We start from the raw sequence: 25,269 nt of genomic DNA, 5'->3' as shown, positions 1-25,269 counted from the left end.
ATTCTGTAAATCCCTTATTGTTATATTTAAAATATATAACCTAATTAAAATTTACACAATTATCTGTAAAGACCCAATTGGCAGGATAGATCATATATTATAGCAGAAGAGTTTTGTTTTAAATAAGACATATAGGGATATTTCCTTTCAACCATTCCTAGATTGTACGTATATTATTGAATTTATATGATAACTTAAAGAAAACTCATCTCTTCTGATTTTAACTTCAATAGCTTCTTTATAAAATGATGAGAATGAGAAATAAAATAATATAAATATAAACAGGTTTATGGATAGCTTTACTATTACCATATTCTTTATGAAGATATTTCCATTGTGCACCAGTTTTTAGAATATAAAAGATTGCTTCTATAAATTTTCTAAGCTTTGCTGTATCTTTTGTATCTAAGCCTTTTTGATTTCTAAGAAAAGTTAAAATTGTTGACCAATTTGATTCTGATATATAATATTCCATAAATGTTAAGTGTGTTATTTGTTTCGCAAAACCATTTAAATACACTTAACATCTTTTTGCAAAAATTTTGTTCATGGAACCTAACTTATCTTTTTTAACAAATTCTCAACAAATTCGATTCTTTGCTCAGCAGTTTTAGTTGTTTTTGTAATTAATAAATCTTGCTCTTTTGTAAGTCTAAAGTCAGCAGGCTGGGATTGTATTAGTTTGATTATTTTCTGAGGTTCAAACTTTGTTGTATCAGAGAAGTTAATTTTTCCTGAAGTAGTAAATATTTTAATTTGACCGATTCCTAATGCAATTGCATCTATTTTTATATGTGCAACTTTTAGAAGATACATAACTTCTACTGGCAGCCTACCAAAGCGATCTATAAGTTCAATTTTAATATTTACTAAATCTTTATGATTAGCTTTTGAGATACGTTTATAAATATTTAATCGTGTATTTACATCATGGATATAGTAATCAGGAATTAGAGTAGGGATATTAAGCTCAACTTCACAAACTGTTGAGTTAATCACTTCTTCAATATTTAGTTCTTTGCCAGCTTTTAGATTAGCTATTGTCTTATCTAAAAGATCCATATAAAGATTTAAACCAATACCATCAATATTACCACTTTGTTCTTTGCCTAATATTTCTCCAGCACCACGAATCTCTAAATCATGATTAGCTAATGTAAAGCCACCACCTAAGGATTCTGTGCTACTGATAGCTTCTAATCTTTTAATAGCATCTTTAGTTATGCTAGCTTCACTAGGGATAAGCATATAAGCATAAGCCTGATGATGAGCTCTACCGACTCTGCCTCTAAGCTGGTGAAGTTGTGCAAGGCCTAGATTATTGGCATCTTCTATAATCAAAGTATTGGCATTTGGTATATCAATACCAGTCTCAATAATTGTAGTACAAAGTAGTATGTGATATTTATTATGCTTAAAATCAAACATAATTTTTTGGATCTCTTTTTCACTCATTTGACCATGAGCTATGGCTATTCTTAGACGAGGGAATAACTCCTGGAGAATCTCTTTTTTCTTTTGAATAGTTTCTACTTTGTTATATAAGTAAAATATCTGTCCGCCACGAATAGTTTCTCGACTTACTGCTTCACGGATAATATTGTTATCATATTCTTTAACAAAGGTCTTCACAGATAGTCGCTTAGCAGGAGCAGAAGCTATAATCGATAAGTCTCTTAAAGCAGAAAAAGCCATACTTAAACTACGTGGTATTGGCGTGGCGGACATTGTTAAAATATCAATCTCAGCTTTTAATGATTTTAGCTTTTCTTTTTGTGCAACACCAAAGCGATGTTCTTCATCAATAATCAATAAACCTAAATTCTTAAAATCTATCTTTGATGATATTAATTTATGCGTTCCAATAATTATATCGACAGTACCTTTTTTAAGACTTTCAAAAAGCTGTTCTTGTGCTTTGGGTGTTTTTGAACGAGTTATGACTTCAATATTTACTGCAGTGTTAGCAAATCTATCTCTAAAGCTATTATAATGCTGCTGAGCTAAGATTGTTGTAGGTACTAATATTGCTACTTGTTTTTGATTTTGTGTAGCTAAAAAAGCTGCTCGCATTGCAATCTCAGTTTTACCAAAGCCAACATCACCACAAATTAGTCTGTCCATAGGTTTTGCTGAAATCATATCTTTGAATACATCATTGATTGCTAAAATTTGGTCAGGAGTTTCCTCATAAGGGAAATCAGCACAAAATCTTAGATAATCTTCTTCAACTAGAGAATTACTAAAACCCTGACGCATTTCTCTTTTGGCATAGATTTCAAGAAGATTTGCTGCGACATCAATAATCTTTTTGATAGTCTTTTCTTTTTGTTTTCTCCATTTGTCTGAACCAAGTTTATTTAGAGCAATTTTTTCAGTTAGAGATGAGTTATAGATTGAGATTAGATTTAGCGAGGTTATCGGCACATATATTTTGGCATCATTTGCATATAAAAGTAAGATGAATTCATCTTTCTTGCCATTAAGTTCAATACTTTCTAAGCCTTCATAACGACCAATACCATGATCAATATGCACAACATGCATACCAGGTTTTAGGTCAGTTAGGTCTTTTAAATCAACAGTAGGGTGATGATCATGCTCAGAAATCTTAACAGTGTTTTGAATATGCTCTGGAAATAAATCTGCTTCTGTAATTAAGGCAATTTGATTATCTATAATTACACCTTCTTGGAAAGGTGAAACTATTAAGCAAAACTTATCATCAATTGTAAGAGCATCATCAAAACTTTTGGCAATTTTAATATTTAGCTGTAGTTTATTTAAATGTTCTAGAAGAACTTCAGCACGGCCATTTGAATCAGTAGAGAAAATAACTTTTTTAAATTTAGATTTATCTAATAGTTGTTGTAGGTCTCTAAATGGATTTGCAAGCTTGTAGTTTGCCGATATTTTATCTAAATGATTTACTTTTAGTATTTTTGATTTAGATTTTGTTTGTTGAAACCATTTTATAGTTGGAAACTTTTCATAAATAGTCTTTATTTCTTTTTGAGAATAATAAAGCTCCTGGTAGTGTAGTATTGGTCTATCAATATCGTGCTTAAGTTCATCATATCTAAATTTAACTTCTTCTATAAAAGCTTCTATAGAGTTACTGATATTATCGATTAAATGAACATTAGCAGATTCTGGTAAATAATCAAAAATACTTGCAAGCTCTTGATAAAACAATGGTAGATAAAACTCTATACCATTAAAGTATTCATTATTTTCTATATATGTTGCAATGGTTGAGTTTAGAGAACCTTCACCACAGAATAACTTAAGTTTCTCTAGTGCTAAATCAGTATTTTGACTATCATAAATTAACTCATGTGAAGGCATTATATTAATTGATTTTATCTCTTTACCAGAGCGTTGAGTTTCTGTGTCAAGTTCTTTGATAGAGTCAATTTCATCATCAAATAAATCTATTCTATAAGCTATTTTTGATCCAACTGGAAATATATCGATAATACTACCTCGAATACTAAAATCACCTTTTTCAAATACATTGTTTACCAGAGTATATCCAGTTTCAGCTAGGAGCATTTTTTGCTTAGTTATATCTAATATTTGACCAGTTTTAAGTATTAGGCTATGCTCTTTTATAAACTTTGCTGGAGCTAACTTGCGTAAAGTATTTGAAATACTTGTAACAACAAGAGTATTTTTAGAGTTCTGTGTAAGCCTATGTAGAATCTCTTGGCGTCTAGATATAATATCTATAGCTGCTGAGAATCTATCATAAGGAAGTATTTCTAGATTAGGGAAATATAAGACTTCAATCTTTGAATCTTTATTTAAATATTTTAGTTCATCATATATTTTATGTCCTTGTTGAGAATCTTCAGCAATTAAAAGATTAAATTCACTATTTTGTTTTAGGTACTCATTAAATAAAATACTAAAAGATGATCCATAAGCATTAGATACAATAGTATCTTTTGTAGATATTAGATTGTTGAGCATTAGAAAATATTAGATTAGAAAATTATAAGATAAATGATAATATAAATTAGTCTCTATCGCCAGCAACAGCACCAAAGATTTGCAATAGAGTTATAAAGATATTAAATAATGAAACATATATATTTACTGTAGCTAGTATATAGTTAGTTTCTTCACCTCTAACAATAGCATTTGTTTGCCATAAGATAAATCCACCAGAGATAAAAGCAAATACTATTGAAATTACAAAACCTAAAGCAGGTATCTGTAAGAAAATATTTAGTACTAAAGCAACAATAGCAACAATAGCACCTATAGCACAGAATGAACCAACTCTATTAAAGTTTCTAGCTGGACTCATAGATATAGCAGATAAGCCTAAAAATATAAGACCAGTAGTACCAAATGCCATCATTATTAGTTCAGCACCATTTTTAAACTGATGGATATATAGGTTTAATATTGGGCCTAAAGAGTATCCTAATAACCCTGTTAGTGCAAAAGTTAAAACAATACCCCAATGTGAGTTTTTTGTAGCATTAATACCAAATAATAAACCAATATAAACTACCAACATTAGAATAGGATTCATAATAGCAGCACCAGTATTCATAGCTATAAATGCTGTAAGAGCACTAAATAGTAGTGTCAACGATAATAGTAAATATGTGTTTCTAAGAACTTTATTAGCTCTTAGCGCAGACTCTTGTGATAGAGAGTCTATTACACGAGTGTTATTTTCAAAGTTATTCATTTTTTCTCCTTTTAACTAGTCTTATATAGTGTAAATAAAGTATTAACTCGCCATGGATTATACCATAAATCTATAATCTTAAATATGGAGTCTAAAAAGAATTTTTCAAGTAGTTTACTTTAAATACTAATATAAAGATCATATAAGAATGATACAAATATTAATGATGAGAATATCAGATAGAGCAGAGTTGTTGTGACTGCTTCGTTTTTACCGCCAGCTAATATTTTACCAAGCGAGAAATAGATAGGTACTATTAGAACATTTAATACTAAAGCTAAAAGTGTTGCAAATATTAACATTAGATTATTAACTAATCTATCGCCAGCAAAAACACCTACTGTAATCATAAATACTCTAATAATTTCTATATATAGCATATACTTAATCAAACGAGTATTAATAATAGATTCTATTTTTAGCGTTATAAGGTTAAATCTCCAACTAGCATATATTAGCAAACACATAAGATAACCAGCTATTAGAAATAGAAAAGTACTAATTGAAGAGTTTAAATATGCAGGGTTTATAGAGTTTATAGAGTTCTCATATTTTAAGAAATTAAGATAAATGACCTTATTTACAATTATTAAGGCTAAACTAAAGTAGATATATTTTAGAAGATTTATACCATTTTCTTTATTGTTAGAAACTGTCAGAACATGTAAGTATATTAACGATACAGGTAGGATAATTAGATTAAAACTACTAAAAACCTTAAGGTGTAAAAAAAGATAAAAGAGTATAAGTGAAAAGATAAAAAATATCGTAAGAACACCATAAAAGCTAATATTGACTCTTTCAGTTTGGTTTGTCAAAGAAGTATTTAGTCGATAACTATTTTTTAGAAAAAATATTAATAAGAATATAATTACTATTAGATAGAATATTTTAAAATAGAAAAGGCTCTTGAAAATCATAAAGTACACTGCAGTACCAACGGCAATACCTAGCAAGGCTCCTGAATATACACCAATAAATCCATATAAACGACGTAAATCAGTTTTTAAATAAAAGGCACTTAAGTTGAAAATCAAATTTACTAAAACAGTTGCTATTCCGATCCATAAGGCAGCGCAGCTAAAAAGTATCATATTATGCACAAATGATAATGCAACAGCAATTATTGTAAATTGCAAACCATGAACTATTGATTTAGTTGAACCGAAAAAATAGTTACTAATACAGCCAAAAATTCCAGCAAAGAATATTACAAAAAGATGATCGTCACGATTATAAAAAAAGTCAATTTTACCATATTGACTCAGAACTGTTATAGATGGAGCTATAGCTAGGCATAAACAAAAAACCATAAAAGTAATGATATGTATACCACTAGGCTGTTTAAAATGAATATTTACTTTTGAAAGGCTTATGTTTTTTTTCATATTTATTTAAGTAATAATTCTTGTAGTTTTATCAAGTACTCATTCTCATTAGGAAGAGTATTATATTTTTGAGATTTCCACATCTCTTCAGCTAAATAGTCTATCATAAGATGATGAACTTTATGCTCATCATTATTATATTTATTTACTAGTTTATAGTAAGTTTCATTTATGCCAAATGGGCGATTAGTCTGAACTTGCTCTATTATAGCTAAATGTAAACTTATATGTAAGAAAGGGTTTATTTGTCCCATTTCTGGAGAATAGTCTTTATCAACATTATCAAAAACAATTTCTTTGTGATACTCTGGGTGCAGCTCTATGATTCTAGCTATTTGCTCTTCAATGGCAGTTAATGATTGCTTGTTTTGGAACTTATCCCAGCTATCGATAAAAAGTTTACGTAGTTGAATTCTATCTTGAGAAAAAATCATATGTATTTTTCCTTATCTTTAAATTCACAGTAATCATATATAATACAGTTTCGACATTTTGGTCTTTGCGCAGTACAGATATATCTACCATGTAAGATTATCCAATGATGAGCATCTTGAAGATACTCTTTAGGTATCACGCGAAGAAGTTTTTTCTCAACTTCATTAACGTTTTTACCTTTAGCAAGAGGTATACGATTTGCCAATCTAAAAATATGAGTATCAACTGCCATAGTAGGTCTACCAAAAGCAGTATTTAAAACTACATTAGCAGTTTTTCTTCCTACACCAGCTAGAGAAATTAGATCATCAAAATTATCTGGTACTTGGCTATCAAATTTCTCAATAAGATCCTTACATGTAGCTATGACATTCTTAGCTTTGGTTTTATAAAGTCCAATTGATTTTATATATTCAGCTAGTTTTTGCTCACCTAATGCATATATTTGCTCGGGAGTATTAGCAATTTTATATAGAACTTCAGTCGCTTTGTTGACACTAACATCTGTAGCTTGAGCAGATAAGATTACAGCTATTAAAAGCTCAAAATTACTCGTGTATTCAAGCTCTGTAGTTGGGTTAGGATCATTTTGTTTCCAAGTTTCAAAAATTTGAATTCTTTTTTGTTTATTCATCTAGGTTAGATTTTTTCTTTTTATTTCTAAATTTCGCTAATGAAGCAGCTATATAGGCTTTTTTATCCATTTCTTGAGCTGTGGCAATATTTTTATAAACATCTCTTTGTTTAGATTTTGATTGTTCAACTCGTTGTTTATGAAAATTATATCTGTCACGATAATAGTCTTTTTGAGCTTCATACTCATTCTTAGATAGATTTATGGGCTGTCTTTCTTGCGCAATATCAACTAGAGATATACAATCCATTGGACATGGTTCAATACAGAGCTCACAACCTGTGCACTCTGGTTCAATAATTGTGTGCATTAGTTTTTTAGCACCGGATATTGCATCAACAGGACATGCCTGTAAACATTTTTCACAGCCAATACACATTGATTCATCAATTTTTGCAACAGCTCGAGGCTTCTCCTGACCTAGTGAACTATCTAGTGGAATCTCAGGTTTATTTAATAGTTTTGATAATTCTTTAAGTGTTTTTTGTCCACCTGTAATGCATTTATTGTGTTTTTCACCATTCGTTATAGCTTTTGCATAACTGTAACAATCTTCGTAAGTACATTTTTGGCATTGAGTTTGAGGCAATACTTTATCAATTGAATTTACTGATGTAATCATATTAATATAATTCTATGTTTGTTTTGTTTTCGATATTTTTTATATAATTAGTTATATTGTTAGGTATTTCAATTAGTCCTTTAGCCATTGTTAGAATAAAGAATATTGGAAATATATTGATATCATCCCAAGAGAAGCTCTCGCCATTAATAAAAGGTTTTTTTATAAAAGGATCAATTTTTTCTAATAGTTCATTTATGGATTTAATTGAATCATAAGGAGGGTTTTTTAGGAGAGTATCCATATCACCAATATATTGAGACTTTTTATTTATAAAATAGTCTTTAGCACTTTGTGTAGGAAAGTCACATTCATTAGCTGGGTGATGAGGTATACGAGGGTACACAACTCTACGATAATGAGGAGCTAGCTCAGAAATATATTCTTTAACAATATTATCTATAGTTGATGTAGCTATTTCAAAATTTTGTAATTTAGCAATGTAGTTACATATTTCATCACTTTCTTTAATAAAGCTACCATCATCTTTTTCTAAAAAAGGTACTTGTTTAGATCCAATTCTATCTATATGAGATTTTTCATCATCATTTGCTAGGAAAATCATTTCATAATCTAGTTTACTTAAGTCAGCTACTAGTCTTACCTTTATACAAAAAGGACAATGATGATAGAGATATATTTTCATAGTTATTTGTATAGTTTTTATAGTTTGACTAATTATATCATTTATTGAGATTAGATAAACAGAACAATGAGAAGTTAAAAAATAACAGATTTGTTAATTTATGTTTTATTTCTTTATAAAAAAAGATTAATATAAAATTTATTGTTAAAAGGAATCATAATGTTTAAAGATCTAAAATCTAAGCAAAGCTTTACTATTGCGGCTATTACATTCTGGGGACAGTTTGCAAGTTATAGCCTTTTATCTATATTAATCTTATATCTAACCAAATCAACAGCTCACTATGGTTTAGGTTTTTCAGAGCATCGGGCTTACTCATTTCAAGGGGTTAGCCAAGCTATGGGATATGCTATATTAATGATAGGAGGATATGTAGCAGATAGATATCTAGGGTTAAGAAGAGCTATTTTAGTAGGTAGCTTACTTATGGCCTTTAGTTATTTACTTATTTTCATAAGTGGATTTTTTGTTCAATATACAAATGAGTTTTTTATATTTTCTTATGCTTTGATTCCAGCAAGTACATCGTTATTTTTAGGTACATCATCTGGGATGGTATCTAAAATATATAGTACAGATTTCAAAGCAGCTAAAGGTGCTATGACTTCATTTTATATTGCTATAAATCTAGGAGGCTTAATAGCATTTACTGTTTCACCAATATTAATAGGTTATGAATATGGAGCTTTAGCAATTTTAGCAATAGTTTTTGTTGGTAAGACCATAGCAGCTCTAAACTTTTATTATCGTTTTAGCATGTATGATGATGTTGTTGATAAGATTGATAAAGAGCCTATGCCAACTAAATCAAAACTTATGGTAATTTCATATTTGGTAGTGGCTTATTTATTAACTCTTATATTTTATCAAATTCCAAATCAAGCTAATGTTATATTAGGCACGATTAGTATTATTTGCTTATTAGCATTCTTAGCAAGAACAGTAATAGGCTTAAAAGCTGAGGTAAGAATTAAACAGGTAATAGGATTATTTTTAATTGTAATTGCTGTAGTATTCTTCGTTGTTTATAATCAGATGAATTCTACTTTGATATTGTTAGCCAAAAATAACTCTAATTTGAACTTATTAGGTTTAACAATAAAACCAGCAAGCTATAATTTAATAAATTCGATTGTAATAATTCTTGGAGGAATGCTTTTAATTAGAATCTATCCTCGTATGCCAAGGTTTTATATACCATATCAATTTGCTGTAGGGGTGTTATTATCAGCAATTTCATTATTAGTTTTATACTATGCTTTTTTAAATACCTCAACAGGTATTATAAATGGTAACTATATTGGGCTTACATATGTTTTACTCTCAATAGCAGAGTTATTTGTAAGTGCTGTTGGTTTAAGTATGATTGGAATATATTGTGATCCTAAAACTATGGGATTTGCCATGGGGGCTTGGTATATAGCAGCATCTTTGTCTAATTCAATAACAGGGTTACTAAATCAAGTTGTTGCTTTACCAAAAGATGGTGTATCAGTTCTTACAAGTGCTAAAATATACCAAAACTATTTTTTAGATATTGGAACTACAATATTAGTAATTGGTATAGTTATCTGCTTTGTAACATTTGCAATGATAAAATATATGAAGGCAAGAAATATAGATTTTGTATAAAGGTTTATATAGCAGTAGGAGATTTGAAAGTTCTTTTAGCTGCTTCTTGATCAAGAAGGTATAAGCCACTATCTTTGACAAGTTTAATCTTATTAATCATATCGCAAACTGTAGCTTCTTCTTCTACTTGCTCATCAACAAACCATTGTAAGAAGTTTTTAGTTGAATGTTCTTTCTCTTCTAAAGCAAGATCCATTAAGTCATAGAATTTCTTTGTAACTTCTATTTCATGCTCAAGAGTTTTTTCAAAGGCATCAAGTAGAGACTTAAACTCATTTTGAGGTGCTGCGATAGCTCTTATATTTATACGGCCATTTTTATCGTTTATAAATCTCATGATTTTTTTTGCATGAAAAACTTCTTCTTCATATTGAGCCATGAACCAGTTAGAGAATCCACCTAATCCTAGATCTTCAGTATATCCTGCCATAGCTAAATAAATATTTGCAGATTCAAGCTCGTAGTTAAGTTGTTCATTTAGTGCATCTAATAATTTTGTTGATAACATAGTTTAATCACTCCTTATTTTAGTATATTCATAGAAGAGTGTAATGATTTTTTCTTAGATGTTCAAATTTATTGCTGAATAATATTTGCTATACAGTATAATATCAAACTAAATATTTATAATTAGTAGTTAATATCTTATAATGTACTAAAAATTATAGTCCCATCAAATATTCTGTAAATGTTATGAAAGAAATATCTAGTATAAAAGTAAAGATTGAAAGTGGTAATAAGTATACAACTGATCATGGTTTTCATGCTGTAAAGGATGGTATCAGGAATAAGAAAGAAAATTCTGTACAGATACGTAAACCAGAGTGGTTAAAAGTACAGCGACAAGATTCAAAAGAGTATCAAAAAGTAAAATCAATTACCAAAAAACATAAATTAGCTACGGTATGTGAAGAGGCGAAGTGTCCTAATATAAATGAGTGTTGGTCTCATGGTACTGCAACAATTATGCTAATGGGAGCTGTATGTACTCGAGCTTGTAAATTCTGCTCTGTTGATACTGGAAACCCTAAGGGATGGCTTGATAAAGATGAACCTAAAAATACAGCAGAAAGTGTTAGGTTGATGAATCTTGAATATGTAGTGCTTACATCTGTAGATAGAGATGATCTAGAAGATGGAGGAGCCGGTCACTATGCTGAGACTATTACGGCTATAAAAAATGTTGATCAGAATATTAAAGTAGAGGCTTTGACACCAGATTTTGCAGGAGTTAAAGAAAATGTTGATAAGATTATCAATACAAAAGTTGATGTGATAGCTCAAAATATTGAAACAGTTGAGCGTTTGACTCATCCTGTACGTGATCCTAGAGCTGGATATAGACAGACACTAGATTTTTTAAAGTATGTTAAAGAAAAATCTCCTAAGGTTTTAACTAAGACTAGCATTATGGTTGGACTTGGTGAAACTGATGAGGAAATCTATAAAACTATGGATGATGCTAGAGAAGTTGGCGTAGATATTATTACTCTTGGACAATATATGCAGCCAACAAGACATCACTTAAGCGTAGAAAGGTTTGTAACTCCGCAACAGTTTGAAGAGTATCGTAAAATTGGTTTAGAAAAAGGTTTCTTAGAGGTAGCATCAGGACCAATGGTTAGATCAAGTTATAGAGCTGATAGGGTTTTCAAAAGAAATAATCTAGATTTGTAAGATCAAAATAAAAAATAAAGGTGAGATAAAATGGCAAAAGTAGCGGTAGTATTATCTGGATGTGGATATCTTGATGGTTCAGAAATATACGAAACTGTCTTGACAATATTAGCTTTAGAAAAAAATGGCTTAGAATGGCAAGGTGTTGCTCTAAATAAAAATCAAAAGCATGTTGTTAATCATTTACATCAGTCAGTTGATAATAAAGCATCTGCTCGAAATATATTAGAAGAGTCCGCTCGTATAACACGAGGAAATGTTATTGATATAGTAGAAGCTGATAGTGATGATTATGATGCGGTGATTTTCCCTGGTGGATTTGGCGCTGCAAAAAATATTATGGATTTTGCTTTTGTTGGTGATGAAAGTTATAAAATGGATGAAGATGTTTTAACTTTTGCTCGAGCGTTTTATCTAGCTGATAAGCCAGCAGGATATATATGTATAGCACCATTAATGATACCTTTGGTATATCCAGAAGGTACAAAGGCTACTGTTGGTACTGATCCAAATACTTCATCAATATTAGAAAAAAAAGGTGCTGAGGCAGTAATCATGGATGCAACAGATATATGTGTTGATGAAAGTTCAAAAGTAGTATCAACGCCTGCTTATATGTGTGCTAAAAATATATTAGAAGCATCACAAGGTATTGAGAAATTAGTAGAAAAAATAGTTAGTTATATTTAAGTATTAAATAAAGGTGTAAAAATGGCAGGTCATAGTAAATGGGCTAATATTAAGCATAAAAAAGCAAAAGAAGATGCAAAAAGAGGTAAGGTCTTTACTAAGTTAATTAGAGAAATCACTGTTGCTGCAAGACTAGGTGGTGGTGATAAGGATGCCAACCCAAGACTTAGAGCAGCAATAGCTACAGCTTTAGCAAATAACATGAGTAAAGATACTATTGAGCGAGCTGTATTAAAAGGTGCTGGTGGTGATGATAGTTCTAATGTTGAAGAAGTACGTTATGAAGGCTATGGCCCAAGTGGTGTAGCTATTATGGTTGATTGTATGACAGATAATCGCAATCGTACAGTTGGAGAAGTACGCCATGCTTTTACAAAAAGTGGTGGTAATCTTGGTACAGATGGCTCAGTTGCATATATGTTTACTAAAAAAGGAATTATATCTTTTGCGCCAGGAGTTGATGAAGATGAGCTTATGGAAGTAGCATTAGAGGTTGGTGCTGAAGATGTAATCACTCATGAGGATGGTAGTATTGATGTAATTACAGATCCTCAAGATTTTTCAGATGTACAAGAAGCCTTAATCGAGAAAGGCTTTAATTCTGAAAGTGCAGAGGTTACTTTTGACGCTGAGACAAAGGCTGATTTAGATGTTGAAACTGCTGAGAAAGTTATAAATCTAATTGATAAGCTAGAAGATCTAGATGATGTACAAAATGTTTATTCTAATGCTAACTTTACTCAAGAGTTAATGGAGCAGTTGGGTTAATTTTATTATTACTGTTTTATTTAGTGACAAGTCACGACTTGTCTTTACAAATATTTCTTTAATTTTATATATGCTTCTATCTATTAGTATCTATCTGTAATAAAATTTTTCTAGTTATAAAAGACTTTTTAAAATAAATGATTATTTTAGGAATAGATCCAGGCTCAAGGATAACAGGGTTTGGAGTTATTAAGGTTCAAGCTAACAAGATATACTATGTTGCTAGTGGCTGTATTCGTATTACAGAAACAGCAACAGCTAGACGACTAAAACAAATTGCTGATGGTATAACAGAGGTTATAAATATATATGCTCCAACTGAATCAGCAATAGAACAAATCTTTATGTTTCAAAACCCGATGGGAGCTATTAAACTAGGTCAAGCTAGAGGGGTGGCAATGTGCACTTTAGCAATCAACAACCTAGAGGTTAGCGAGTATTCTGCAAAACAAATTAAGCAAGCAGTTGTGGGAACTGGAGGTGCTGCAAAATCTCAAGTTCAGCATATGGTACAGTCACTGTTAGGATTAAGCAAAAAGCCACCAGAAGATGCAGCAGATGCTCTTGCAATAGCAATTTGTCATTATCACAGTAGTAAATCTTTAGCAAAAATATCTGGAGCAAGTAGAGTGGCTCAGAAAAGAATTAAATAAAGTTTCAAAAAGGTTTGTCAATATCATAAGTGATACCTATAATAGGATCTATTGGCAATATTTCTATATATTTTATATGAATACAAAATACTATCTTAGAGCTTGTACAATATGGCTTGTTGGAGCAATGTTTTTCTTTTATGAATTTTTTCTAAGGGTGTTACCAAATTCTTTACATCAAGATATTGTTAATAGCTTTCATGCGACAGCTTTTAGTTTCTCTTTATTCGGGGGAGCTTTTTACTTATGTTATTCATTATTACAAGTACCTGTAGGATTTATATTTGATAAGTTTGGTATAAAAAAATCATTATTTTTTGCTGCTATAATGTGTTCTTTAGGGGCTTTACTTTTTTCGATCACACCTAGCTTAGATGTCGCAGTATTTGCAAGGTGTTTGATGGGGGTTGGGGCAGCTTTTGGCTTTTTAGGACTCTTGATAATATCTACACAGTGGTTTCCAATGCGATATATGGGGATATTGTCTGGCTCAACACAAATTCTTGGTACTATGGGACCGATTCTAGCAGGTGGTCCGTTATTATTCTTTATTAGCTATCTAAATAGTTGGAGATTGGTAATATTTATTGCAGCTGTTGTAGGAATAATACTAGCAGTTTTGATCATACTGATTGTTAAAGAAAGTCCTAAAAGTACTAAAGTCTTAAGTGATAATGAAATTACTAATGATATAAAAAATAATCTATTAAATAAAAAGTTAATTACTGTTTATATATATGCATTTTTTATCTATTGTACTATACCTACTTTGGGGGCTATTTGGGGTGTAACTTTATTAGAAACTAAAGGTCTAAATGTGACTCAAGCTTCTTATGCAATTGCTTTTCTATGGTTAGGTCTTGGTATAGGAAGTCCGATATTCGGTCTTATGTATGATAAGCTTAGATATAAGATGAATATCTTAGCAGTAGTGTCTGTACTTGGTTTAGTTTGTGTTTCGTTACTGCTTATTTTGAAGTTAAATCAAACTTTAAGCATGGCTTTATTATTTTTGATAGATTGTGCAGCTGCAGGCCAAACACTGTCATTTACAGTTATCGCTAATTATAGAGAAGAAAAGCCTAAATCAATATTTTTTGGTATTAATAATACTGTAGTAATGCTATCAGGATTTGTTGTACCAATTATCGTTGGTACTTTAGTACATAATTTTGATTTAAATATTTCTGTAGCATTAATTATTCTACCAATAGCATTTTTAATTTCATTATTAATAAGTTTAAAATTATCAACAGTTCAAAAGGACTAGGGAATATTATCGATGATAAGTTTTATAAAAGGTATATTGATTGAGAAAGATCCAACAGCTTTATTGATTGATGTAAATTGTTTAGGCTATGAAGTTTTTGTACCAATGACTACTTTTTATTCATTAGGTGAGACAGGATCAACTATAAGCTTATACACACATTTTGTGGTTAGAGAAGATGCTCAGCAGCTTTATGGATTTAAGTCAAAAGTTGATAAGAAAGTTTTCCAAGAGCTAATCAAAGTAAGCGGTATAGGAGCTAGAACAGCATTGGCTATTCTATCAGGTATGGATTCAAAGACTCTTTTACATTGTATTGAAAATAAAGATTATGGTTTATTAGCTACAGTACCGGGAATTGGTAAAAAAACGGCTGAGCGTTTGGTTGTAGAGATTTATGATAAGTTATTAAAGATGGCTAATGAGATCTATGGTGAAGCAGATGGCTCTAGTATGACTAATATCGAATCAAGCTCTGAACAAGCACCAACCCCAGCTGCTATATCAAACTCTATATTTAATGAGTCAGTAGATGCATTATTAGCTTTAGGCTATAAGCAAAAAGATGCTGAAAAAATGATTCGTAGTTCTATAGGAGATGCTAAGACAGCAGCTGAAGCAATTCGTAAAGCTTTGCAAGGGTCTATTAAATCAAAGCGTTAAATATTTGATCACATAAGAATGATATTCAGCTGGAGAAATTAAAATGAGATATTTTTTAGTTGGTTGGATATATGTTATTTATGAATATGCATTAAGATTATCTGATAGTGTTATTCTAGTTAACTTACAGAATCAATATCATTTATCAGCTAATCATTTGGCGTCGTTATCATCAGCTTATTATTTTGCATATATTGGTTTGATGATCCCAGCGAGTATTTTAATCGATCGTTTTGGGTTATATAAAACTTGGATAGTAGCTATGAGTATTTTAGCGATAGGTTCGTTAATGTTTGCTTTAGCCCCTAATCTAGAAGTATTAATAATTGCTCGGATCTTTATGGGATGTGGATCTGCTTTTGCGATAATCGGTATATTTGCTTTATCTGTTGAGAATGTCAAACATTCAGGAACCCTTATTGGTTTAACTATGTTAATGGCAATGATAGGAGCATTAATCGGGCAAGGACCATGGCTACAGCTTACAAACTATCTTGGGAATTGGCGAGAAACATATATACTTGCGGCAATATTTGGGACTATTTTAATGCTTGTTTGGGTCGTATGTTGTCGAGAAGCAAAATGCTTAGCAAAAACAAAAACTTTATATACGATTCTAAAAGACCTTAAATGCTTGATAAAATCACCACTATTTTGGATAGTAGCTATATTTATGGGATGTTTAAGTACACCTCAAACAGCATTTTTGGCTTTATGGGGGCCAAACTATTTACAAAAGGCCTATCATATTGATCCAACTCAAGCAGCATACCTTGTTTCTGTAATTACTGTTGGTGGACTATTTGGAGCTATATTTTTTGGTTGGCTAAGTGATAAGTTAGTAAGCATTAAATACTTATTAGTTTTATGTGGTTTTGTAACGGTTGGGTTATTTATAATTCTAATAAATGGAATATTTACTTCAGAGTTTATTGTTATATCTATTTTATTTTTAATTGGAGCTATTACAAATGCTAATACCATGATTTTTGCATTTCTTGGCCGTAAGTTTAGTAAATTTCCAAAAGCATCTGTACAAGGCTCTGCTAATACTTTAAATATGGGTGGAGGGCCGATAATGCAGATATTAATTGGTTTAATAATGAGCTTACAAACATCAGATATTACAAATCAGCTTAGTTTACCTGTTATGAAAAATGCGATGTATGCTATTCCAGTAACATTAGCTATATTTTCATTAGTTTTTATACTTTTACCTAAAGAAAAGTTTATTACTATTAAATCTTAAAAGTTTTATAAGTACTATATATTTAATTATAACTAACATATAAAATATCAAAGTTAATATATTTAGGGTTTAAATAAGGGAAATAAATGATTTTTTTAGTAGCACTAATAGTGTTAGTTATAGTTCTAATCATAGTATGCTTTTTAATATTAAGTAAGAAATCAAAACAGATTGAAGATATTCGTAAGACGTATGAAGAAGAAAAAAAATCTATACAAAATGAATTATTAGTACAGCGTAATAAAGGTGAAACTTTTGATCTACTAATTACTCAAGAGAAACAAAAGAATTCTGAATTGAAACAAGATAATACCTTACGAATAGATGAACTTAAACAAGAGATTAAAGAAGAAAGAGAGAAATCTTATAGTTATATCGAAGAGATAAAAAGCTATAGGTCTCAAGTATCAATGCTTGAAACTCAGCTTAAAGAGCAAAATGCTGCTATGCAAGATAAACTAGAGTTATTACAAAATAGTGAGAGTAAATTAAAAACAGAATTTGAGAATTTAGCTAGTAAGATCTTTGAAGCTAATTCAAAAAAGCTTAATGAGCGTAATCAAGAGAGCTTAAATAGTATTTTAAGTCCAGTGAGAGAGCAGCTTAAAGATTTTAGGCAAAAAGTAGAAGAAGTTTATGATAAAGAGTCTATTGCTAGAGGAGCTTTACAGAATGAGTTAAAAACTCTCAAAGAGTTAAACCAAAAAATGACTGCTGAAGCTCATAATCTCACAAATGCTCTTAGAAGTAGTACTAAACAACAGGGTATCTGGGGTGAGATGGTGCTTGAAAATGTCCTTGAGAAATCAGGTCTTCGTGAAGGCTTTGAGTATTTTAGAGAAAAGCATACTACAGATGATGAAGGTAAAGCATATCGTCCTGATGTAGTTGTTAAGCTACCTGATAATAGAGATATAATTATAGATGCCAAAACTTCGCTATTTGCATACAATGATTATATGGCAGCGGATGAAGAGCAAAAACAAGCCCACCTTAAAGCTCATATTCGATCAATACGCGAGCATATAAAAGGTCTTGCAAATAAAAGCTATGAAAATTTAAAAGGTATAAATTCGTTAGATTTTATATTTATGTTTATACCTGTAGAAGGAGCTTTATTACTAGCTCTAGATAATGATACTAACCTTTACGATGAAGCATTTAAGCAAAAGATAATCTTAGTTAGTCCTACAACTTTATTAGTGGCATTACGAGCAGTTGAAAATACTTGGCGTTATGAAAAGCAAGCTCAAAGCATCACAGATATATATAGTAGGGCAGAAGAGTTATATAAGAAGTTTGTCGGTTTTGTAGATGATTTAGAAAAGGTTGGTAAATCTATAAATGATGCTAATAAATCTTATGAAAATGCCTTTAATAAGCTAAAAACAGGTCGTGGAAATTTAATTGGTCAAGTTGAGAAGTTAAAAGTAATATCAAATATAAAACCGAAAAAAGAGCTTGATAATAATTTGGTTGAAAATGCTATGGGTGATAGTGAGTAAGAAAAATGAAATTTTTTAAAAAAATATATTCTTTTATAAAATCATTTTGGGAGTATTTAGGTCAATCTCAAGATAAAAACTTTCGTATGCTACATATTGTTGTTGGTATGGCTGTTATTTTGCAGATTATAGATAGTAATTTTATGCATGTTAAGTTTGGACTTAACGCTTGGGCGTATTTACATATGTTTTGCGGTCTATCACTATGTGCTTTAAGTGTGTTGTTAGTTATTATGGCTTTAGATAAGAGGGGGTTGCGCTATTACTTTCCATATTTGTATAATGACTATTCAGCTATCAAAGTAGACTTATCTGAACTGTGTAAATTTAAACTACCAAACTCTAGAAGTGGTAGTCTTGCTGCAATAGTTCAAGGCCTTGGCTTACTTGCATTAACTATAGCATGGGTCTCTGGGTTTTTTTGGTTTACAGCTTGGAACTGGCAGTCTCCTTATATGCATGATTTAGAAGAGATACATAAAACACTGGTTGACCCAGTTGAGATATATATTTACGCACATGCATTTATGGGTATTTTACATTATGTTTTACAAAGATATTTCCCACAATTTATTAGTGAAATTAAAAAATAATATTTAATCCAAAATACCTTTGAAAAACTGAAATGTTTCGGATATATTACAAAGCAAAATAGTAAATTTTTATTCTTAAAAGGTATAAATTGAAAGAATTAGACAGAGTTGATAATGCAATAGCTCAAACGAGAAAATTATTTAATGACTTAAATATAATTAGAGATAGAAATAAGGCATTAAAAATGCAGGAAACAACAATGAATATTCTAAGTAGCCTTATGGATCTAAAAGATGATTTGTCTAGGTTTGAAGATAAGTTATCAAAGCTAGAAAAAATAGAATCTATTCTTTTGAAATAAATTTCATAATCTAATTGTATCTAACCTAATAGAAACATCCACATTGGTAGTGTGATAATAGATAGAACTGTTGATACCAGATATAAACTTGTAGCCTCATCTGGAATTGCGCGCCATTGTAATGCAAATATAGTCGCTATTGTTGCTGTTGGCATAGCTACCAAATAAACGAGTTCTTTAGCAGAATTACCAGTGATTCCAAAAAGAATTACAACTCCCCAAGCAATAAATCCGCTAACTAAGCTTTTCATAATTATGTTAAAGATAAACATTTTACTTAGATGGAGTCTAATTCCATATAGAGCTAAACCAACTGTAAATAGCGACATAAATACGCAAGCTTTTGAAGCATTATTTATTGAATCAGTAATAGGTGTTGGTATCATTGTGTATACATGTAAGAGGCTAATAATAGCACCAAATACTACAGCTAAGAACATAGGTTTTCTAAGCGAGTGAGATAGTGCATATAGTATTATATTTTTTCTAGATTCATTAGATCCTGAATAAAGCTCCAAAAGAAATATAGTCAAAGGAATAAGTGTTAGAGATATTACAAAGTTAGCTTTAGCTACTGATATAAGAGCTGTTGAACCTATAATACTCATAAAGAATGGAATTCCCATGCCTCCCATATCTGTAAAGGTATTTATCATAGCTTGCATAACACTATTTTTCTTAGACTTTTTAAAAATAAAGATACTTGCACTAAAGCAAACAGCCCATATAATAGCAATAGAAATCAAAAATGCAGACATCCAACGAAGGTCAAATATTTGATCTGGTCTTGCAGTAGCTGTTTGCATAAATAATAATGCTGGAAATACATATACTGTGACAATTTTTGCACAGGTTTGATGAGCATTTTCACCAACTATTTTTAGGTATCCAGTCAACCAACCAACAAAAATAATAATAAATATAGGAAGTATTGAGTTTATGATCTGTACAAGCATATTTATAATATAAAAGTTTTCATTTTATAAATCTTAAGCTTTTTAGAAATGAATTGCTACGATTTTTTGGCTACTAATGGTTCCAAAAAATCATCAATAGTACAGTGGTTTTCAATGGGGTGGCGTAATCTTTTTTCTTTATTAATTTTATAATGATTATTTCTTCCTACTTTAGTAACTGTTAAGTAGGCTGTCTCGGTTAGGTCACTAAGTATATTTAGGACTGCTCTTTCAGTGATCCCAACCTTGATAGCCATATCTCTAATAGTGATGTTTGGGTTACTATTAATGAGACATAACACGTGTGAGTGATTTGTTAAAAAAGTCCAATTTTGATTTTTCTTTATAGCCATTGAAAATTCGTAATTAATTATTTATCTAACAGTTATTATACTGGAGTATATGGTAAAGATGAATGATGAAGTACGATTTGTAGTTCACCTTTTTCATTTGGTTTGAATGCCATTGTATAATTAGCAATAACTTTTGTACCATCAGTTTGAGTCAGGTGCTTGTTACCCATAACCATACCAATATTATCTTCGATAATGTATCCAGCATTTTCAAACTCTAGTTGTGCCCAAGGGCTAATAGCAAAACCATTATCTTCGCTGTAGTTATCATTACCTGCAACAAAATAAGATACTGCACCTTCTAAATCACCTCTAAACATTTTTTTAGAAGCTAACGTAGGTTTAAATAGAACTTCACTATTATCATAAGCATATATATCTTTGATAAGATCGTGAGCTAATTGCTTATAGTCTCCTCCTTCCCTATAAGTTTTAGATATTTCTAATAAACCATCCTTCCATTTAGCAAGTGCATTATCTATATCTTGTCTAGTCATATTTTTCTCCTCTCTCTTTAAATATGAATAATAATATATGTTTTAATTTTCATGTATTATAATTCCTAAAATTTTATTTGTAAAGCTTTTTTTAAAAAAAATAAATAAGTATATAATTTAGATAAAGATCACAAGATAGTTAGATGGTTTAGATGAATACTATTGATTCACATATACATTTTTGGGATATTGAAAATGGCTATAATGATTGGATTAAAACCACAGACTTTCCATATTTAGTCACACCAAATAATTTGAATGCAGATGCCTTTGTACATATAGAGGCTCATAATGAAGCACTTGATCCATTATGTGAGTATAAATGGCTTAAATCAAAATTTTTAGATAAAAGTGTTAAAGTAGTGGCTTTTGTTGATTTTACCTTAGATCTTAATAGCTTTAAGAAAAAGATTAACATTTTGAAAGAGCATAAGGATATTGTAGGTGTCCGTCAAATCATGGCGAAAACAGATAAATCCAGCTATAATCCATTTGCTAAAGATATTCCAAATGATTTAGAAGATAAATTAAGGATTTTACAACAAAATAATTTAGTCTTTGAAGCACAGATGTATCCAGAACAATTTTTGAAAATTCTGGATTGTATTTATAATTCTCAAGTAGTCATGGTAGTCGAACATTTTGGACTGCCAATATTTAATAATAAAAATAGCCTAGAGAACTGGTTCAGTTTGATAAAAGAATTTAAGCAAAATACTAACTGGAATATAAAGCTATCAGGCTCCGAGCTTAACAATGATTTTTCTGATGTTAACAAGGCATTAGATTTTGTCTTTGAAAATATACATGATACGCAGTTGTGTTATGGGTCAAATTTTCCAGTTTCTCATCAAAATAATTATAATTTTTGGCAGAGTTTTTTACATACATATATTAATAATGATAGGATATCAGAAAATGTCTTTAAAAATGTAGCACAAAGAATTTATTTTAAAAATTAAAATAATAAGGTTTAAATTATGAAAATAGTAGCAGTAGAAATATTTGATGTATATTGTGACAAAAGACCTGCTTGGTCACCAGTATTTGTAAAAGTAATTACAGATGAAGGTATCACAGGAGTTGGTGAAGCAGGGTTAGCTTATGATTTAGGACACTCTGCAGCAGCAAATATGATTAGAGAATTTGCACAAGAAATGGTGATAGGTACTAATCCATTTGAAAGTGAAAGACTATGGGATAGGATGCTGAGAGAAAGCTTTTGGGGACTTGGAGGCGGCCCTGTTGTATATGCAGCGATGAGTGCTATTGATATTGCGCTATGGGATATTAAAGGAAAAGCTTTAGGAGTACCTGTGTATCAACTTCTTGGTGGTAAAACTAATAAGAAACTTAGAACATATGCTAGTCAGCTACAGTTTGATTGGGATGAATATGAGCGTAAGACATTATATAAACCAGAAGACTATGCTAAAGCTACAGAGAAAGCTGTAGCAGAAGGGTATGATGCAATAAAAGTTGATCCAATGATGTTTGATCATAAAGGTGATACTCTTTATGATTGTACATTACCATTTCGTCGAGATCATTTGAATTTAATTCGAGAAAGAATGCAAGCTATACGTGATGTACTTGGAGAAAATGGTGATATTATTTTTGAATGCCATAGCTTACCAAGTTTAACTTCAGCTCTACAGCTAGGTGAAATAGCAGAAGATTTCAACTGTCTATATTTTGAAGAGCCTGTTAACTACTTAAATAGTAAATTACATGAACCCCTAAAGGATAAACTACGTGTTCCAATAGCCGCTGGTGAGAGATTATATCTAAGGCATGGTGTGCGTGAGTATATTGAGAAGCAAACTATAGATATTTTACAACCAGATATTGGTCTATGTGGAGGTCTTACAGAGGCTAAAAAGGTTTGTGATTATGTAGATATGTATGATGTTAAGATTCAAGCTCATGTCTGTGGAGGACCTATTGCTACAGCAGCGAGCTTACATTTAGAAACAGCTATTCCAAACTTTATAATTCATGAACATCACACTTATGCTCTTAAAGATTTTAATAGAGAGCTTTGTATTCAAGATCCTCAGCCTGTAAATGGCTATTTTGAAGCTCCTGATGTTCCGGGTCTTGGTATAGAGATAAATGAAAAGGCTCTTTCTAAGAAGACAAATAAAGTTATTGTTAAATAATCATCTATATTTTTTAGTAATTCTTTTAAATACTTCAAACTCAATATGACAGGTGTTAATTTTAGCAAACTGTTGTGAAGTTTTTTGACATACCTCTTGAGGAATTGGTTTAATCTTTTGACCGCTAGATAGGGTTTTTACTTCTATTTCTATCGATTGCTCAAAATAATAATGCTTATAGATAGCTTTTTCTATTGATTCTGCTGTTGTTATTATTCCATGGTTATCAAGTATCATCATACTATTTCTTTCACCAAGACTATTTGCAATAGCTTTGCCTTCATTATCTAGTGCTAGTCCATCGTAGTGATGATATGAAATATCATCATAAAATCTTAGTGATTGTTGGTTAGTAAACTGCATACCACATTCTAGTGATGACAAGATAACAGCATATTTACTATGAGTATGGATTATAGCATTTATATCATCTCTAGCTTTGTATGTCTCTAGGTGTATATTAGCTGCTTGAGGCATCACTTTGTGGCCATTATCTGAGATGATTTTTCCATCAGGTGTTACAGTAACTATATTATTCTTAGTAACTTTATCAAAAGAAACGTTGTGTGGAGTTATAATTATATTACCATCAGGTAATCTTGCAGATATATGTGTAGCTAGTAAATCATCCCAGCCATAGTGATGAATTATATGATGACATATTGCTAACTTTTTTCTAAAAACTTTTTCTGTAGACATAAGTTTATCTCTATCAAATATTTTAATAGTTAGTTAAGTATAGTCATTAAAACACAAGATATGAAGAAGATAATAATAGCTAGAACTCTTTTTGCGGATATATTTTTCTCTAATATAAAGTTTTGAATGTTCGAGGATATTATAATAGATATCATAAAAGCAATCCAATTAAGAGAAGCGTATTCAGGCTCTTTGTGAGTAGCATAGCTGTATATAATTACAGGAATGAAAAAAAAGAAACCCATTAATGCTATACATATATTATTACGTAAAGATGTTTTTAGTATATATTTAACTTCTTTTTGTATTTGTAAGCCAATTATAAATGAGTATCCTATACCTTGTATAGCAGATCCAAATCCAGCTATTAGAGCAAAAAATATATATTTAAAAGAGTTATTTTTACTATTAATAGATAATGTGACAGCTATTAGAATTGGGATATAGATAAAAAATAAACTATAAGTACTTAGACTATTTTTAGATATGATTTTTATAAAAAGACTACCTAAAAATATTGATACAGCTATATTAATTATAAAAGCTGTAGATACGTTAATTCTTTTCTGTGAAAGACTAAAAAATAACATGCCACATCCCCACAATATACCAACAATTAATGCATATATGATACTTAATATAGGGACATTAGAAGATATTTTGTGAGATATTATAATAATAAATAAAGTTAATATTGGTATGCTTAGATAAGAGTAAATACAAAATAAAAACCAGATGTTATTTTTATTTCCAGTTATGAACCTAAGAGGTAGGGTATATAAACCTGTAATTACTCCTGCAAAAAATGAAATTATAATGCTCATAATGCTTTTTTATGTTTTGTAATTATAAATAGTAAGATTCCAAATATCATAATAAATATAGCTAGTATTTGGGTTGGTTCCATCTTTGTTCTAAAAATGAAAATATCAATAATTGAACTTAATATTATTGATGTAAGTAATAGTGATGAGTATATTGTTTCAGAGATTTTTTTTAAAGCAAGGATACTAAAAAATTGATTTAGAAATCCCATTAATCCCATTAAAAAAATTAACATAATTTTTGTGCACAGAACCTAGTTATAAGCTTTAATCCTTGTTGCTCAAGTAATTGAGCCTTATCCTTAGAGATATAACCTCTATCACCAAATACCAATCCTTTAAG

At 30.4% G+C, this 25,269-nt stretch carries 28 protein-coding genes and 1 pseudogene; 13 read left to right on the top strand and 16 right to left on the bottom strand.

Annotated features, from left to right (window positions below):
- Positions 1 to 238: 238 nt before the first annotated feature.
- The 8 genes from AB8E56_RS07155 to grxB all read right to left on the bottom strand — a co-directional run bounded on the left by AB8E56_RS07155 (position 239) and on the right by grxB (position 8,433).
- The gene (locus AB8E56_RS07155; protein WP_329479537.1) at positions 239 to 475 is read right to left on the bottom strand and encodes a transposase; all 237 of its coding nucleotides are present in this window, start codon (positions 473 to 475) and stop codon (positions 239 to 241) included.
- 80 nt (positions 476 to 555) lie between these two features.
- The gene (gene mfd / locus AB8E56_RS07150; protein ID WP_329479535.1) at positions 556 to 3,975 is read right to left on the bottom strand and encodes a transcription-repair coupling factor; all 3,420 of its coding nucleotides are present in this window, start codon (positions 3,973 to 3,975) and stop codon (positions 556 to 558) included.
- Positions 3,976 to 4,021: 46 nt separating this feature from the next.
- The gene (locus tag AB8E56_RS07145; RefSeq protein WP_329479533.1) at positions 4,022 to 4,708 is read right to left on the bottom strand and encodes a Bax inhibitor-1/YccA family protein; all 687 of its coding nucleotides are present in this window, start codon (positions 4,706 to 4,708) and stop codon (positions 4,022 to 4,024) included.
- 119 nt (positions 4,709 to 4,827) lie between these two features.
- Positions 4,828 to 6,096, bottom strand: coding sequence for a hypothetical protein (locus tag AB8E56_RS07140; protein WP_329479531.1), 1,269 nt, complete (start codon positions 6,094 to 6,096; stop codon positions 4,828 to 4,830).
- A gap of 2 nt (positions 6,097 to 6,098) precedes the next feature.
- A complete protein-coding gene (locus AB8E56_RS07135; protein WP_329479529.1) occupies positions 6,099 to 6,530 on the bottom strand; it encodes a DUF1841 family protein in 432 nt (143 codons plus the stop codon).
- On the bottom strand, positions 6,527 to 7,165 hold the full coding sequence (gene nth / locus AB8E56_RS07130; RefSeq protein WP_329479527.1) for an endonuclease III: 639 nt from the start codon (positions 7,163 to 7,165) through the stop codon (positions 6,527 to 6,529). The genes AB8E56_RS07135 and nth overlap by 4 nt, the downstream gene beginning before the upstream one ends.
- Positions 7,158 to 7,787, bottom strand: a complete 630-nt coding sequence (locus tag AB8E56_RS07125) for an RnfABCDGE type electron transport complex subunit B (protein ID WP_329479525.1) — start codon at positions 7,785 to 7,787, stop codon at positions 7,158 to 7,160. The genes nth and AB8E56_RS07125 overlap by 8 nt, the downstream gene beginning before the upstream one ends.
- A 1-nt stretch (position 7,788) precedes the next feature.
- Positions 7,789 to 8,433, bottom strand: a complete 645-nt coding sequence (gene grxB, locus AB8E56_RS07120) for a glutaredoxin 2 (protein ID WP_329479523.1) — start codon at positions 8,431 to 8,433, stop codon at positions 7,789 to 7,791.
- Positions 8,434 to 8,592: 159 nt separating this feature from the next.
- Between grxB and AB8E56_RS07115 the strand changes: the two genes are divergently transcribed.
- The gene (locus tag AB8E56_RS07115; RefSeq protein ID WP_329479521.1) at positions 8,593 to 10,065 is read left to right on the top strand and encodes an oligopeptide:H+ symporter; all 1,473 of its coding nucleotides are present in this window, start codon (positions 8,593 to 8,595) and stop codon (positions 10,063 to 10,065) included.
- A 4-nt stretch (positions 10,066 to 10,069) separates the two neighbouring features.
- Here AB8E56_RS07115 and AB8E56_RS07110 read toward each other — a convergent pair whose 3' ends face one another.
- A complete protein-coding gene (locus tag AB8E56_RS07110) occupies positions 10,070 to 10,573 on the bottom strand; it encodes a ferritin (RefSeq protein ID WP_329479519.1) in 504 nt (167 codons plus the stop codon).
- A gap of 185 nt (positions 10,574 to 10,758) precedes the next feature.
- On the opposite strand from AB8E56_RS07110, the gene lipA reads away from it, so the two are divergent.
- From lipA to AB8E56_RS07060, 10 genes are all read left to right on the top strand, one after another.
- Complete coding sequence (gene lipA / locus AB8E56_RS07105) at positions 10,759 to 11,742, top strand: lipoyl synthase (protein ID WP_329479517.1); 984 nt, start codon at positions 10,759 to 10,761, stop codon at positions 11,740 to 11,742.
- Positions 11,743 to 11,772: 30 nt separating this feature from the next.
- A complete protein-coding gene (gene elbB / locus AB8E56_RS07100) occupies positions 11,773 to 12,432 on the top strand; it encodes an isoprenoid biosynthesis glyoxalase ElbB (RefSeq protein ID WP_329479515.1) in 660 nt (219 codons plus the stop codon).
- Between the two features lie 21 nt (positions 12,433 to 12,453).
- A complete protein-coding gene (locus AB8E56_RS07095; protein ID WP_329479513.1) occupies positions 12,454 to 13,200 on the top strand; it encodes a YebC/PmpR family DNA-binding transcriptional regulator in 747 nt (248 codons plus the stop codon).
- A 137-nt stretch (positions 13,201 to 13,337) separates the two neighbouring features.
- Complete coding sequence (gene ruvC / locus AB8E56_RS07090) at positions 13,338 to 13,853, top strand: crossover junction endodeoxyribonuclease RuvC (protein ID WP_329479511.1); 516 nt, start codon at positions 13,338 to 13,340, stop codon at positions 13,851 to 13,853.
- Positions 13,854 to 13,929: 76 nt separating this feature from the next.
- Positions 13,930 to 15,123: an MFS transporter gene (locus AB8E56_RS07085; RefSeq protein WP_329479509.1), complete on the top strand. Its 1,194-nt coding sequence runs from the start codon at positions 13,930 to 13,932 to the stop codon at positions 15,121 to 15,123.
- A 12-nt stretch (positions 15,124 to 15,135) separates the two neighbouring features.
- On the top strand, positions 15,136 to 15,786 hold the full coding sequence (gene ruvA, locus AB8E56_RS07080; RefSeq protein WP_329479507.1) for a Holliday junction branch migration protein RuvA: 651 nt from the start codon (positions 15,136 to 15,138) through the stop codon (positions 15,784 to 15,786).
- 43 nt (positions 15,787 to 15,829) lie between these two features.
- Positions 15,830 to 17,035, top strand: a complete 1,206-nt coding sequence (locus tag AB8E56_RS07075; protein WP_329479505.1) for an MFS transporter — start codon at positions 15,830 to 15,832, stop codon at positions 17,033 to 17,035.
- An 86-nt stretch (positions 17,036 to 17,121) separates the two neighbouring features.
- Complete coding sequence (gene rmuC, locus AB8E56_RS07070) at positions 17,122 to 18,540, top strand: DNA recombination protein RmuC (RefSeq protein WP_329479503.1); 1,419 nt, start codon at positions 17,122 to 17,124, stop codon at positions 18,538 to 18,540.
- 5 nt (positions 18,541 to 18,545) lie between these two features.
- Complete coding sequence (locus tag AB8E56_RS07065; RefSeq protein ID WP_329479501.1) at positions 18,546 to 19,133, top strand: cytochrome b/b6 domain-containing protein; 588 nt, start codon at positions 18,546 to 18,548, stop codon at positions 19,131 to 19,133.
- A gap of 89 nt (positions 19,134 to 19,222) precedes the next feature.
- A complete protein-coding gene (locus AB8E56_RS07060) occupies positions 19,223 to 19,435 on the top strand; it encodes a hypothetical protein (RefSeq protein WP_329479499.1) in 213 nt (70 codons plus the stop codon).
- 20 nt (positions 19,436 to 19,455) lie between these two features.
- Here AB8E56_RS07060 and AB8E56_RS07055 read toward each other — a convergent pair whose 3' ends face one another.
- Genes AB8E56_RS07055 through AB8E56_RS07045 form a run of 3 tightly spaced genes read right to left on the bottom strand, consistent with a single transcriptional unit; the run spans position 19,456 to position 21,241 of the window.
- Positions 19,456 to 20,391, bottom strand: a complete 936-nt coding sequence (locus AB8E56_RS07055) for an AEC family transporter (protein WP_329479497.1) — start codon at positions 20,389 to 20,391, stop codon at positions 19,456 to 19,458.
- Between the two features lie 56 nt (positions 20,392 to 20,447).
- A complete protein-coding gene (locus AB8E56_RS07050) occupies positions 20,448 to 20,744 on the bottom strand; it encodes a winged helix-turn-helix transcriptional regulator (protein WP_329479494.1) in 297 nt (98 codons plus the stop codon).
- Between the two features lie 35 nt (positions 20,745 to 20,779).
- Positions 20,780 to 21,241, bottom strand: coding sequence for a phosphoribosyl-AMP cyclohydrolase (locus AB8E56_RS07045; protein ID WP_329479493.1), 462 nt, complete (start codon positions 21,239 to 21,241; stop codon positions 20,780 to 20,782).
- A gap of 152 nt (positions 21,242 to 21,393) precedes the next feature.
- Between AB8E56_RS07045 and AB8E56_RS07040 the strand changes: the two genes are divergently transcribed.
- Together AB8E56_RS07040 and AB8E56_RS07035 are read left to right on the top strand one after the other, a co-directional pair.
- Positions 21,394 to 22,203, top strand: coding sequence for an amidohydrolase family protein (locus AB8E56_RS07040; protein WP_329479491.1), 810 nt, complete (start codon positions 21,394 to 21,396; stop codon positions 22,201 to 22,203).
- 18 nt (positions 22,204 to 22,221) lie between these two features.
- Positions 22,222 to 23,403: a mandelate racemase/muconate lactonizing enzyme family protein gene (locus tag AB8E56_RS07035; protein WP_329479489.1), complete on the top strand. Its 1,182-nt coding sequence runs from the start codon at positions 22,222 to 22,224 to the stop codon at positions 23,401 to 23,403.
- On the opposite strand, the gene AB8E56_RS07030 is transcribed toward AB8E56_RS07035, so the two are convergent.
- The 4 genes and pseudogenes from AB8E56_RS07030 to AB8E56_RS07015 all read right to left on the bottom strand — a co-directional run.
- Entirely contained in the window at positions 23,404 to 24,102 is a 699-nt protein-coding gene (locus AB8E56_RS07030; protein WP_329479487.1) for a class II aldolase/adducin family protein, read from the bottom strand. It abuts the gene before it with no gap.
- 29 nt (positions 24,103 to 24,131) lie between these two features.
- Positions 24,132 to 24,926 carry a hypothetical protein gene (locus AB8E56_RS07025; RefSeq protein WP_329479485.1) on the bottom strand — a complete coding sequence of 265 codons (795 nt, stop codon included), beginning with the start codon at positions 24,924 to 24,926 and terminating at the stop codon, positions 24,132 to 24,134.
- Entirely contained in the window at positions 24,923 to 25,162 is a 240-nt protein-coding gene (locus tag AB8E56_RS07020; protein ID WP_369518645.1) for an EamA family transporter, read from the bottom strand. The genes AB8E56_RS07025 and AB8E56_RS07020 overlap by 4 nt, the downstream gene beginning before the upstream one ends.
- A gap of 20 nt (positions 25,163 to 25,182) precedes the next feature.
- A pseudogene (locus AB8E56_RS07015) lies at positions 25,183 to 25,269 on the bottom strand (IS982 family transposase); the annotation flags it as partial.

Origin of the sequence: Francisella sp. 19X1-34, assembly GCF_041102755.1 — a bacterium.
Classification (GTDB): Bacteria; Pseudomonadota; Gammaproteobacteria; order Francisellales; family Francisellaceae; genus Francisella.
Note: the sequence above shows the minus strand (reverse complement) of the source record. Positions and strands in the feature narration are given on the sequence as shown.